The sequence below is a fragment of the Microbacterium suaedae genome (assembly GCF_003254645.1).
In the GTDB taxonomy this organism is placed as follows: Bacteria; Actinomycetota; Actinomycetes; order Actinomycetales; family Microbacteriaceae; genus Microbacterium; species Microbacterium suaedae.
Window position 1 is genome coordinate 540016 of record NZ_PNFD01000003.1, and the last position, 12027, is coordinate 552042.

Below are 12027 nucleotides of genomic sequence, written 5' to 3' on the forward strand. Positions count from 1 at the left end.
CACCCAGTTCAGGTGGATTAGGTCGCCCCCGGGAGGAGGGAGGGGTGCGCGGCAAGCGAGACAGGGTATCGAGGAGGCGGCCCCCGCGGGGACTGATCGGGTTGTCCGTCGCCGGCCGGCGGCACACGCAAGCGAGAGATGCCGTCAGCCGGACTGACGCATGCGAAGGCCCGTGGCGCTTGCGCCTCAGGTTGCGGGGGCGAGTTCCCGCCACTCACGGGCGAGCATCGCGTACCCGACGCCGTCGATCCATCCGCGCGTCATGTGAAACGAGTCCTCCCTCGTCGTGTACTCGCGGCGCATGCCGAGCTTTTCCATGATCCGTACGGACGGTGCGTTGTCGGCGAAGGCGTGAGCGACGACGCGGCGGACGCCGACGACGTCGAAGGCGACGCCAAGAAGGGCACGTGCGGCCTCCGATGCATAGCCGCGTCCCGCATGCGCGGGATCGATCGTCCACCCGAGCTCTGCTTCAGTCCGGCGGACGGCTGCAGGATCCGTCCCTCTCTGGCCCCATCCGTCCTGCACGGCGAACTTTATATCGCCGACGAGAACCCCGTCGTGCTCGAGTGCCAAGAGATCCGTGCGATCGGCCGCGAACTCGCGCCACTGATCGGGGGAAGCCAGCCACGAACCCGTCCACGTGGTGACCTCTTCGAGCTGTCGATATGTCCACGCCTCCTCAATATCGGACGGCGTGAAGGGGCGGATGACGAGGCGCTCGGTGCGCACCGGCCAGGGGTCGATTTCAAGGCTCACAGGTCCCAGCATCCCACGACTCGAGCGGTGGGGAAGGCGGGCGAATCGCCTCGATGTTTCACGTGGAACATCGAGGCGATTCGGGAGGGAAGGTCGGAAGACACATCGTCCAGAGACGTCGATTGTCAGACCCGCAAGCTAGAGTGATCAAGGTCGGCCCGGGGAACGAGAGGACGCGCGTGAGCCAGCACTCCAGCGACATCGCTGCTGCCTTCGATGACAGCCCGATCATGCGCCAGCTGCAGGATCTCAGCACTCGTCGCCGCCATCTCGAGGAGGTCGAGATCGAGTTCACGGGCCAGACGCGCATTCTCACGGTCTCGAACCAGAAGGGCGGCGTCGGCAAGACGACGACGACCGTCAACATTGCCGCCGCGATCGCGGATCTCGGCGGCAAGGTCATGGTCATCGATCTCGATCCGCAGGGAAACGCGTCGACGGCCCTGGGCGTACCGCACAGCTCTGAGACGACGAGCATCTACGACGTCCTCATCAACGACGTGCGCATCGCCGATGCCGTGCAGCAGAGCCCCGAGAATGAGCGCCTCTTCTGCGTTCCCAGCACGATTCATCTCGCGGGCGCCGAGATCGAGCTCGTGTCGCAGGTGGCTCGAGAGAAGCGCCTCGACACAGCCCTGCACGAGTACCTCGACGATCTTGACGAGCCGTTCGACTTCGTTCTCATCGACTGCCCGCCGTCGCTCGGGCTGCTGACGATCAACGCCTTCAGCTCCGCCGACGAGGTGTTCCTGCCGATCCAGGCCGAGTACTACGCGCTTGAGGGTCTGAGCCAGCTTCTGGGCAATGTCAAGATGATTCAGAAGCACCTGAACACGCGCCTGCGGGTTTCGACGATCTTGTTGACGATGTACGACAGTCGCACGCGCCTCGCGCAGCAGGTGGCCGACGAGGTGCGCGAACACTTCCCCGATGAGGTTCTGAAGACCGTCATCCCGCGGTCCGTGCGTGTCTCCGAGGCGCCGAGCTTCGGCCAGACGGTCATCTCTTACGACGAATCCTCTGCAGGCGCAATCGCCTACAAGGAAGCGGCGGTTGAAATCGTGAAGCGCGGGGCTCCCCGCAGGAAAGGGCGGAACTGATGGCGAAGCGCACGGGTCTTGGCCGAGGGATCGGCGCCCTCATCCCTACCGGAAGCGAGACGCGCGAGCGTCCGTCTGACGTCTTCTTCGCGGGTTCTGCGGCCCCCGTTGTGGAGGAGCCTGCCGCGCCCGCGGACGAGAAGCCTGCGGCTCCAGAGGAAAAGCCGGCTGCCCCGCAGAAGAAGAAGGCCCCGCGCGCCTCGACGCCCGCGAAGTCGGCGAGCTCCCGCACGAAGTCTGCGAGCGGATCCTCCGCCACGTCGAGCGCGTCGAAGAAGAGCGCGACCTCCTCGCGGTCGACCACGAGCGGATCCGGCAAGGCGTCGCGAGACACCGCAGCGAAGAACGGATCCTCGACAGCGCGGACGACGGCCTCGCGGACGACGAGCGGGTCGGCGAAGGCCGCCCCCGCTCCCCAGGCCGACGAGCAGCTCGCCGAGGTGCCCGGCATTCGCCTGGTCCACGTCGATCCGCACTCGATCGTCCCGAACCCGCGTCAGCCGCGCACGCTCTTCGACGCCGACGACCTCGCGGAGCTCGTCCACTCGGTGCGTGAGTTCGGCGTCCTGCAGCCCGTCGTTGTCCGGGACAAGAAGGACGGCACGTACGAGCTGATCATGGGTGAGCGCCGCACGCGCGCCTCCCGTGAGGCTGGCCTCGAGCGGATCCCAGCGATCGTCCGCGAGACGGCAGATGAAAACCTGCTTCGCGACGCGCTGCTCGAGAACATCCATCGCGCCGAGCTCAACCCCCTCGAAGAGGCATCGGCCTATCAGCAGCTGATCGAGGACTTCGGGATCACACAGGAGCAGCTCGCCGACCGCATCGGCCGCTCGCGCCCGCAGATCTCCAACACGATCCGCCTCCTCCGCCTGCCCGAGCCCGTGCAGCAGCGCGTGGCGGCGGGTGTGCTCACTGCGGGGCACGCGCGCACCATCCTGTCGCTCGACGGCGACGCCGACGGCATGCAGAAGCTCGCCGACAAGATCGTCAACGAGGAGCTTTCCGTGCGCGGCGCGGAGGCGGCGGCGAAGCAGATCGCAGGGGCGGGGCAGAGCGAGAAGACGCCCGCGAAGCCGAAGGCCGGCGCGCGACGTGCCTACCTCGACGAGGTCTCTGACAAGCTCGGCGACCGACTCAACACGAAGGTCAAGATCGACCTCACGGCGAGGAAAGGCCAGATCAAGATCAGTTTCGCGACAATTCAGGATCTCAACCGGATCCTCGGCGAGCTCGGCGAGTCGGGTTACGAACAGTAGCGCTCGGAGCCCGCGTCCATCCCACGCGCCGTAGCCTGGAGGGGTGACTCTCTCGGATCCCCTTCTCCCCCGGCGCGCGAGCGTCGAGGTGCTGCGCGCCGAGGCGCAGGACGAACTGTCGTCGCTCGTGAACGAACGGCTGCGCGGCGGCGAGGATCCGTGGGATTTCATGGAGGATCTGCCGACGGTCGACGAGCTCGTCGTATTCACCTTGCGCGCCGAGCACATCGAGGCGGACGGCGGGCTGCGCCCGACCCACGCGCGCAATCAGCGCCTGCTGCGCCAGATTGCGGTGCAGTACCCTGAGCTGGATCCGGCCGTGCGCGGCATGCTCGGATCCGAGCACACGCATCGCCGCTGGGACTCCGTCGTGCGTGTGCTGGGGAACCCGTAGAGGGCTCGGAAGGACGCCCGTCATGGTGCGCACCGTCGCCGAGAAGCTGCAGATCAAGCCCGACTCCGAACTGGTGTTCGGCCCGTCGACCGCCGAACAGCGGGCGTTGCTGGATCCGCTGCCCGACGGCGTCGCAGTCGTCGATGGAATTGAGCGGGATACGTCGGGCGTCGCCGTCATGTTCGCGGGCAGCCGCGACGATCTCGATGCCCTTCTGACCGATGTTCTGCCGCTGCTCTCGACGCCGAAAGCGATCTGGATCGGCTACCTCAAGGGAAATCGAGCAGACATCAACCGCGACAGCATCTGGAGGCGTGTCGAGGAGTTCGGATGGACGCTCAACGGCAACATCTCGCTGTCTGACGCGTGGTCGTCCGTGCGGCTCAAACGCGTCAACTGACGTCAGCGGGACGGCGCGGTCTCACACAACGCGACAGCGCCCGCCCGGCGAACCGGACGGGCGCTGCGGGGTGCGAGGCCTTACTTGAGGTACTCGGCGAGGTCCTGCTCGAGGGCCTGCTTCGGCTTCGCGCCGATGATGGTCGTCGCGACCTCACCGTTCTGGAAGACCTTCATCGCCGGAATCGACGTGATCTGGTACTTCATCGCGAGGTCGGGGTTCTCGTCGACGTTGAGCTTGACGATCTTGATCTTGTCGGCGTTCTCGGCCTGGATCTGGTCGAGAACGGGCGAGACCATGCGGCACGGGCCGCACCACTCGGCCCAGAAGTCGACGAGAACGGGCCCGTCGGCCGTCAGGACATCCTGCTCGAACGTGTCGGTTGTCGTTGCCGGTGCGCTCATGGTGTCTCCTTGATGTTGAAGCGTGTGGTCAGGCGGCGGGGACGGCCTCTTCGACCGCCTTCTCGGCGTCGTCCAAGGCCGCGAGGTAGTGCTCGGCGTCGAGTGCCGCGACGGTGCCGCTGGCGGCGGCTGTCACGGCCTGGCGGTAAGTGGGGTCGACGACGTCACCCGCGGCGAAGACGCCGGGGACAGACGTGCGCGAGGAGCGCCCGTCGACGGCGATCGTGCCGTCGCTCGTGAGCTCGAGCTTGTCGTGCACGAGGTGCGTGCGGGGGTCGTTGCCGATCGCGACGAACAGACCGTCGAGCGGCAGCTCGCGGGTATCGCCCGTGACGGTGTCGCGCAGCACGACGCCGGTGAGGCCGCTCGCGCCCTGCAGTTCGGCGACCTCGCTGTTCCAGATCACCTCGATCTTGTCGTTCTCGAGGGCGCGCTTCTGCATGATCTTCGAGGCGCGGAACTCGTCGCGGCGGTGCACGAGGTACACCTTCGACGCGAACTTCGTGAGGAAGGTCGCCTCCTCCATCGCCGAGTCGCCGCCGCCGACGACCGCGATCTCCTTCTCGCGGAAGAAGAATCCGTCGCACGTAGCGCACCACGAGACGCCGTGACCGGACAGCTCATCCTCGCGCGGGATGTTCAGCTTGCGATAGGCGGATCCCGTCGCGAAGATCACGGATCGTGCTTCCTCGACGGCACCGGATCCGAGGGTCACCCTCTTGATCTCGCCCGTCAGGTCGAGCTCGGTGGCGTCGTCGTAGGCGACCTCGGTGCCGAAGCGCTCGGCCTGCTGCTGCATCTTCGCCATGAGATCGGGGCCCATGATCGCCTCGGGGAAGCCGGGGAAGTTCTCGACCTCGGTGGTGTTCATCAGCTCACCGCCGATCTCGACCTGGCTGGCGATCACGAGCGGCGCGAGGTTGGCGCGCGCGGCGTAGATCGCGGCGGTCCATCCGGCCGGACCGGATCCGATGATGATGACGTCTCGCACGTGTCGTGCCTCCCTCGGGCGTGTGTCTGATTGCTGAAACCCATGCTACGGGCCGGGTATTCCCAATGACCCGGTGTTACCACGCTGAGGAAGACGGATGGTGACGCGTGGCGACGCTAGGGTCGACGAGCGCGCATCGATGTGCGCACAGCGAGAGGAGCCCCATGACCGAGTCACTGTCCCCCGTTCTGCTCCGTGGCGGTGGTGCGAGCGTTGTCATCGCGCTCGATGACGTGCCGCGTGTGATCCACTGGGGTGCCGACGTCGGTCCGCTCGATGCGGAGGCACTCTCCGCGCTCGTGTCCACAGCGCATGTGGGGATCTCTGGATCCGAGCCCGATATCGCGCGCGTCTTCGGTCTGTGGGCCACTCAGCGTGACGGGTGGACGGGGACGCCGACCGTGGCCGGTCACGTGAGCGGAGCTGCCACGACGCCGCGCCCGAGACTCACAGATCACGTCGTCGACGGGGATGCTCGGTCGGTGCGCCTCACGCTCACTGACGACGTGACCGCGCTCACGGCGACGGTGACGATCGCGCTCGACGCGCACGGTGTTCTGACGCTCGATCAGGAGATCACCTTCGCGGGGGACGAAGGCGGAATCTTCGACCTGTCGTCGCTCACCGCCGCGATGCCGGTTCCGGAACGCGCGGGCGAGCTGCTCGACTTCACGGGCCGCTGGTGCCGCGAGCGGGCGCCGCAGCGGATCCCCTTCGCCTTCGGGACCCACCTGCGCGAGGGCCGGCGCGGCCGCCCAGGGCACGACTCGCCCTTCCTTCTCGTGGCGGGAACCCCCGGCTTCTCGTTCCGCTCGGGCGAGGTGTGGGCCGCGCACCTCGCGTGGAGCGGAAATCCCCGATACCTTGCCGAACGCCTGCCCGAGGGCGCCGGGTCCCATGCGGGGGCGCTGGGCGTGGGCGAGGGACTCGTGCCCGGCGAGGTGCGCCTCGCGCCAGGTGAGTCGCATCGGGCGCCGACGGCCGTCTTCGTGTGGTCTCCGGACGGTCTCGACGGGCTCGCGGCACGCCTGCACGCGCGGCTCCGCGCTCGTCCGCGGCATCCCCGGACGCCGCGCCCGCTCGTTCTCAACACCTGGGAAGCGGTGTACTTCGATCACGACCTCGCGACTCTCTCGCGACTCGCGGAGCGCGCGGCGCGTGTCGGCGTGGAGCGACTCGTGCTCGACGACGGCTGGTTCGGGGCGCGACGTGACACGACCGCGGGGCTCGGCGACTGGCACGTCGCCGCCGATGTCTGGCCGGAGGGGCTCGGTCCGCTCGTCGACGTCGTGCGCGCGCACGGGATGAGCTTCGGTCTGTGGTTCGAGCCCGAGATGGTCAACCTCGATTCGGACCTCGCGCGCGACCACCCCGAGTGGATCCTCGGCCCCTCCGACGGGCTCGGAATGCCCATGCGGGGCCAGCACGTGCTCGACCTCGCGCATCCCGATGCATGGCGCCACCTGCTTGAGCGGATCTCGTCGCTCGTGGCCGAGTACGGCATCGACTACATCAAGTGGGATCACAACCGCGAGCTCCTCGAGGCGGTGGCGCAGAGAGACGGCTCGGACCGTCCGATTGTCGGGCAGCAGACGCGTGCGCTGTACCGGCTCATCGACGCGCTGCGCGAGCGGCACCCGGATCTCGAGATCGAGTCGTGCTCGGCGGGCGGCGCTCGCATCGACCTCGGGATCCTCGAGCGGACAGACCGCGTCTGGGCCTCCGACTGCAACGACCCCGTCGAGCGGGGCAGAATCGAGCGCTTCACCAGCCTTGTCGTGCCGCCCGAGATGATCGGAGGGCATATCGGCCCGCCTCGGGCGCACACGACGGGCCGCGCGACGGATCTGCCCTATCGCATGGCGGCGGCGCTCTTCGGCCATGCGGGCATCGAATGGAACCTCCTCGAATGCGACGATGACGAACTCGACGCGATCGCCGCGTGGGCCTCGCTGTACAAGCGTCTGCGTCCGCTCACGCACACGGGACGTGTGGTGCATGCTGATGGGCTCGACGAAGGTGCCGATCTCGACGGCGTCGTCGCGGAGGACGGGTCGCGCGCCGTCTACCGTCTGACGCGCACGGACTCCGTGGCGCAGACGCGTTCCGGAGCCGTGACGTTCCCGGGGCTGTCCCCCGAGGGCGCGGTGCGCGTGCGAGTCGTCACCGAGGCGGGCCGTGCACGGACAATGCAGGACGAGCTTCCCGCGTGGGTGCAGGCCGCCGAGGACGTCGTCGTGCTGCCCGCCGCGTCGCTCGCGACGGTCGGCCTGCCGCTCCCGTCACTCGCGCCGCAGCAGGCGCTCGTGATCGAGATCGAGCGTCTATGACGCTGGGCGCGCTGTGCTGTCGCGCACGATGAGCTCGGTGCGGATGACCGAGAGCGGATCGGCGGTCTTGCCGCGCGCGAGCGCGAGCGCCGCGGCGATGCAGCGACGTCCGACGTCGGAGAACTCATGGTGCACCGTTGTCAGGGGCGGGGCGTAGGCGCGCCCATCGGTCGTGTCGTCGAAGCCGACGACGCTGACATCGCGTGGGACCGAGCGACCCGCCTCGGAGAGCGCGCGGTACAGGCCGAGCGCCATCTGGTCGTTGGAGCAGAAGACGGCGGTCACATCGTCGCGTCCGGCGATCTCCTGGCCTGCGACGTAGCCCGATTCGACGCTCCAATCCCCCCGGATCACCTCGGGCACCGGTCGTCCGGATTCCTCGAGCGTCGCCCGCCACCCGTCGATGCGCCGTCCGGCGGGTCGCGAATGCGCGGGGCCGGCGATGTGCCACACCGTGTGGTGGCCGAGGTCGAGCAGATGCCGAGTCGCCTGGCGTGCGCCACCGACTTGGTCCGTGTCGACGACGACTTCCGCCCCGGGAGCGTCGGGATCCATGTACACGACGGGGACGCCGGGGGGCAGGATCTGCGCCGCATGCCCGAGCTGGGGCGCCTCGAGATTGAGGATCAGCGCGTCGACCGCGAGCTCCTGCAGTCGTGAGAAGAGGCGGTCGACGTCGGTTTGGCTCGTCGCGTGCACGGGGATGAGGGTCGTGGCGTACCCCTCTTCGGCTGCGCTCAGAGCGATCGCCTCGATCGTGCGGACATCGCCGATCGTCGAGAGCGTCTGCGACAGGACGCCGATCGTGCGGAACGATCCGAGCTTGAGCGCACGTGCCGCGCTGTTGGGGCGGTAGCCGAGCTCGTTCATGGAGCGGATCACGCGATCACGCGTCGCGGAGACGACGGTCTCGGAGCCGTTCGCGACACGGGACACGGTCTGGGCCGACACTCCGGCGTGCGCCGCGACATCGGCCATCGAAACGCGCGCACGGCGACGGAGCGGGGCTGTTCCAGTCATGTGACCTGCGTTCCCTCGGTTGTACGACGTCGTCTCTGGGGTAGCATAATCCATGATGTTTGCGTAAACATAGACGAGACGACCCCGCAGAGAAGCGAAGGAAAACCATGACGGTGATGTCACAAGCTGCCCCGGCTGTCGCGCCGAACCGGCGCGGTCGCGCGCGCGGCCGGTGGACGGGGTGGGGCTTCCTGGCGCCGTTCGCGATCGTTTTCGCGCTCGTGTTCATCGCCCCGATCCTCTATTCGCTGTACCTGAGCCTGTTCCGCACCCAGCTCGTCGGCGGCACGGAGTTCGTCGGGCTCGACAACTACGTGAAGGCGTTCGGCGACGAGAAGCTGTGGACGGGCGTCGTGCGCGTCGCCCTCTTCCTGGTGATCCAGGTGCCGATCATGCTCTTCCTCTCGCTCCTCGCGGCGCTCGCGATCGACTCGGGGCGCCTCTACGGCAAGAGCTTCTTCCGGCTGTCGATCTTCCTTCCGTATGCCGTCCCGGCCGTCGTCGCGACCTTCATGTGGGGCTTCATGTACGGCACGCGCTTCGGCCTCGTGGGCAACCTCAACGACATGTTCGGGCTCGACATCCCGAACCTGCTCGCTCCCGACCTCATCATGGCTTCGATCGGCAACCTCGTGACCTGGCAGTTCCTGGGCTACAACATGCTGATCTTCTACTCGGCGCTGCGTGTCATCCCGACGTCGCTGTACGAGGCGGCCGAGATCGACGGCGCCGGGCAGTTCCGCGTGATCCGGTCGATCAAGCTGCCGGGGATCCGCGGCGCGCTCGTCATCGCCACGATCTTCTCGATCATCGGCAGCTTCCAGCTGTTCAACGAGCCCAGCATCATGCAGACGATGGCGCCCAACACGATCACGACGTCGTTCACGCCGAACCTCTACGCATACAACCTGGCCTTCACGGGTCAGCAACTGAACTACTCGGCCACCGTCGCGCTCATCATGGGCGTCGTCACGATGATCGTCGCGTACGCCGTGCAGCTGCGCGGCATGCGGAAGGGGAATTGACCATGAGCAGCACCACCCTCGTCACGCTCTCCCCGCGCGCGACCGCCGCTCAGCGCCGTCGCGCGGGCATCGGCACGATCGCGAATCCGCGGCGGAACGTCGTCCTGACGGTGCTCACCGCGATCATCGTCGTCTACTCGCTGCTGCCTCTCGTGTGGCTCGTGATCAACGCCTCGAAGACGCAGGGGGAGCTCTTCTCGAGCTTCGGACTGTGGTTCTCGGGCGACTTCGCCCTCTTCGACAACATCGGTCGCGCCCTTACTTACGACGATGGAGTCTTCCTGCGCTGGTTCGGGAACACCCTCCTCTACGTCATCGTGGGCGCGGGCGGGGCGACCCTCCTGTCGATCCTCGGTGGCTACGCCCTCGCGAAGTTCGACTTCCCCGGCAAGAAGGCCGTCTTCGCCGTGGTCATCGGAGCGGTCGCGGTGCCGGGAACGGCTCTCGCGGTCCCGACGTTCCTCATGTTCAGCGAGATGGGTGTCACGAACACGCCGCTCGCCGTCATCATCCCGTCGCTGATCTCCCCCTTCGGTCTGTACCTCATGTGGACGTTCGCCACCGAGGCGATCCCGACCGAGCTCATGGAGGCCGCGCGGATTGACGGCGCGAGCGAGTTCCGCACGTTCTGGAACGTGTGCATGCCGCTTCTGGCGCCCGGCACCGTGACCGTGCTGCTGTTCACGATGGTCGCGACGTGGAACAACTACTTCCTGCCCCTCATCATGCTGCGAGACCCCGACTGGTATCCGCTGATCCTCGGACTCAACCAGTGGAACAACCAGGCTTCGACGGCGGGTGGCGAGCCGATCTTCGACCTCGTGCTCACGGGCTCGCTGCTCACGATCGTTCCGCTCATCGTCGCGTTCCTCTTCATGCAGCGCTACTGGCAGTCCGGCCTTGCCGCCGGGTCCGTCAAGGAATGACCCGCACGTCCCCTCGTACCACCCCTCATCACCACGACAATGGAGTTGCCTCATGTTCAGGATGACCCAGACGCGCACGCGCGTCCTCACTGCGACCGCCTTCGTGGGCGCCGGCGCGCTGGCGCTCGCGGGCTGCGGATCCTCGGGATCCGGCGATCCCGACGCCGCGCTCGAGGAGGGCGGCGACCTCCTGGTGTGGGCCTGGGAGCCCACCCTCGACGCCGTCGTCGAGCAGTTCGAGGCTGACCACCCCGAGGTCGACGTCGAGCTCGTCAACGTCGGCACGGGCGTCGACTCGTACACGGCCCTGCAGAACGCGATCACGGCCGGCTCGGGACTGCCCGACGTGGCGCAGGTCGAGTACTACGCCCTGCCGCAGTTCGGTCTGCAGGGCTCGCTGTCCGATCTCACGGAGTTCGGTGCGGATGAGCTCGAGGGCACGTTCGCGCCGGGCCCCTGGGACTCGGTCCACTCCGGTGAGCAGATCATCGGTCTGCCGATGGACTCGGGCCCCATGGCGCTCTTCTACAACAAGGCCGTGTTCGACGAACACGGCATCGAGGTGCCGACCACGTGGGATGAGTTCGCGCAGGCCGCCTACGACTTCCAGGAGTCGGACTCCGATGTGTTCCTCACGAACGACCTCGGCGACGGCGGATGGAACACCTCGCTCATCTGGCAGGGCGGCGGAACGCCGTGGTCGGCAGACGGCGAGAACCTGACGATCGACCTCGAGAACGACGAGGCGACGCAGCGGTTCGCCGAGACGTGGCAGCCGCTCATCGATGACGGCGTGCTCGCGCCCATCAACGGGTGGACCGATGAGTGGTTCCAGGGCATGGCGAACGGCACACTCGCGTCGCTCGTGATCGGCGCGTGGATGCCGGCGAATCTCGAGGGCAGCGTGCCCGAGGGATCCGGTGACTGGCGCGTCGCGCCGATGCCGCAGTGGGAGGACGGCGGGCAGGCGTCGGCCGAGAACGGCGGAAGCTCGCTCGCGATCCCGGCGGATGCCGAGGACAAGGAGCTCGCGTACGCGTTCATCGAGTACGCCAACGCGAACAGCGACGGCGTGCAGCTGCGACTCGACGGCGGCGCGTTCCCCGCGACGACCGAGCACCTCGAGTCTGACGATTTCCAGAACCAGGAGTTCGAGTACTTCGGCGGTCAGAAGATCAACGAGGTCCTCGCGGAGTCGTCCGCGAACGTCGTCGAGGGATGGCAGTACCTGCCGTTCCAGGTCTACGCCAACACGGTCTACGGCGACACCGCCGGCCAGGCCTACCTCGGCGACATGACGATCGCCGACGGCCTCACGGCGTGGCAGGACACGTTGAAGGAGTACGGCACCGACCAGGGCTTCACGGTCGAATAACCCGCCCACACATCCAGAGGGTCGCCAGGAAACGACAGTTGTCG

12 protein-coding genes are annotated in these 12027 nt (G+C 67.4%); 8 read left to right on the forward strand and 4 right to left on the reverse strand.

Annotated features, from left to right (window positions below):
• Positions 1–186: 186 nt before the first annotated feature.
• Positions 187–759 (reverse strand): GNAT family N-acetyltransferase, encoded by a 573-nt coding sequence (locus C0012_RS12010; RefSeq protein ID WP_232527912.1) that lies wholly within the window; start codon positions 757–759, stop codon positions 187–189.
• A 230-nt stretch (positions 760–989) separates the two neighbouring features.
• Here C0012_RS12010 and C0012_RS12015 point away from each other — a divergent pair, with 230 nt between their 5' ends.
• The 4 genes from C0012_RS12015 to C0012_RS12030 are packed head-to-tail and all read left to right on the forward strand — an operon-like array spanning position 990 to position 3912.
• Entirely contained in the window at positions 990–1859 is an 870-nt protein-coding gene (locus tag C0012_RS12015) for a ParA family protein (RefSeq protein WP_162621772.1), read from the forward strand.
• Positions 1859–3118 (forward strand): ParB/RepB/Spo0J family partition protein, encoded by a 1260-nt coding sequence (locus tag C0012_RS12020; protein WP_408631140.1) that lies wholly within the window; start codon positions 1859–1861, stop codon positions 3116–3118. Before C0012_RS12015 ends, C0012_RS12020 begins: the two co-directional genes overlap by 1 nt.
• 43 nt (positions 3119–3161) lie before the next feature.
• Positions 3162–3512: a tryptophan synthase subunit alpha gene (locus C0012_RS12025; RefSeq protein WP_110587946.1), complete on the forward strand. Its 351-nt coding sequence runs from the start codon at positions 3162–3164 to the stop codon at positions 3510–3512.
• Positions 3513–3534: 22 nt separating this feature from the next.
• Complete coding sequence (locus tag C0012_RS12030) at positions 3535–3912, forward strand: DUF3052 domain-containing protein (protein ID WP_110587945.1); 378 nt, start codon at positions 3535–3537, stop codon at positions 3910–3912.
• Positions 3913–3992: 80 nt separating this feature from the next.
• On the opposite strand, the gene trxA is transcribed toward C0012_RS12030, so the two are convergent.
• Both trxA and trxB read right to left on the reverse strand, forming a co-directional pair.
• Positions 3993–4316, reverse strand: a complete 324-nt coding sequence (gene trxA / locus C0012_RS12035) for a thioredoxin (protein ID WP_110587944.1) — start codon at positions 4314–4316, stop codon at positions 3993–3995.
• A gap of 28 nt (positions 4317–4344) precedes the next feature.
• The gene (gene trxB, locus C0012_RS12040; protein ID WP_110587943.1) at positions 4345–5307 is read right to left on the reverse strand and encodes a thioredoxin-disulfide reductase; all 963 of its coding nucleotides are present in this window, start codon (positions 5305–5307) and stop codon (positions 4345–4347) included.
• A 164-nt stretch (positions 5308–5471) separates the two neighbouring features.
• On the opposite strand from trxB, the gene C0012_RS12045 reads away from it, so the two are divergent.
• Positions 5472–7637: an alpha-galactosidase gene (locus C0012_RS12045; protein ID WP_110587942.1), complete on the forward strand. Its 2166-nt coding sequence runs from the start codon at positions 5472–5474 to the stop codon at positions 7635–7637.
• On the opposite strand, the gene C0012_RS12050 is transcribed toward C0012_RS12045, so the two are convergent.
• Entirely contained in the window at positions 7632–8657 is a 1026-nt protein-coding gene (locus tag C0012_RS12050; RefSeq protein WP_110587941.1) for a LacI family DNA-binding transcriptional regulator, read from the reverse strand. The two genes, C0012_RS12045 and C0012_RS12050, sit on opposite strands and share 6 nt — an antisense overlap.
• 116 nt (positions 8658–8773) lie before the next feature.
• On the opposite strand from C0012_RS12050, the gene C0012_RS12055 reads away from it, so the two are divergent.
• The 3 genes from C0012_RS12055 to C0012_RS12065 are packed head-to-tail and all read left to right on the forward strand — an operon-like array spanning position 8774 to position 11983.
• Positions 8774–9682, forward strand: a complete 909-nt coding sequence (locus C0012_RS12055; protein ID WP_232527922.1) for a carbohydrate ABC transporter permease — start codon at positions 8774–8776, stop codon at positions 9680–9682.
• A gap of 2 nt (positions 9683–9684) precedes the next feature.
• Complete coding sequence (locus tag C0012_RS12060) at positions 9685–10608, forward strand: carbohydrate ABC transporter permease (RefSeq protein ID WP_110587939.1); 924 nt, start codon at positions 9685–9687, stop codon at positions 10606–10608.
• A gap of 52 nt (positions 10609–10660) precedes the next feature.
• Complete coding sequence (locus C0012_RS12065) at positions 10661–11983, forward strand: ABC transporter substrate-binding protein (RefSeq protein ID WP_232527913.1); 1323 nt, start codon at positions 10661–10663, stop codon at positions 11981–11983.
• The last annotated feature ends 44 nt before the right edge of the window (positions 11984–12027 follow it).

Coding starts and splice junctions, on each gene's coding strand:
- trxA (WP_110587944.1), bottom strand. CDS start 4,316: ATGAGCGCACCGGCAACGACAACCGACACGTTCGAGCAGGATGTCCTG.
- C0012_RS12020 (WP_408631140.1), top strand. CDS start 1,859: ATGGCGAAGCGCACGGGTCTTGGCCGAGGGATCGGCGCCCTCATCCCT.
- C0012_RS12065 (WP_232527913.1), top strand. CDS start 10,661: ATGTTCAGGATGACCCAGACGCGCACGCGCGTCCTCACTGCGACCGCC.
- C0012_RS12030 (WP_110587945.1), top strand. CDS start 3,535: ATGGTGCGCACCGTCGCCGAGAAGCTGCAGATCAAGCCCGACTCCGAA.
- C0012_RS12015 (WP_162621772.1), top strand. CDS start 990: ATGCGCCAGCTGCAGGATCTCAGCACTCGTCGCCGCCATCTCGAGGAG.
- C0012_RS12055 (WP_232527922.1), top strand. CDS start 8,774: ATGTCACAAGCTGCCCCGGCTGTCGCGCCGAACCGGCGCGGTCGCGCG.
- C0012_RS12050 (WP_110587941.1), bottom strand. CDS start 8,657: ATGACTGGAACAGCCCCGCTCCGTCGCCGTGCGCGCGTTTCGATGGCC.
- C0012_RS12045 (WP_110587942.1), top strand. CDS start 5,472: ATGACCGAGTCACTGTCCCCCGTTCTGCTCCGTGGCGGTGGTGCGAGC.
- C0012_RS12060 (WP_110587939.1), top strand. CDS start 9,685: ATGAGCAGCACCACCCTCGTCACGCTCTCCCCGCGCGCGACCGCCGCT.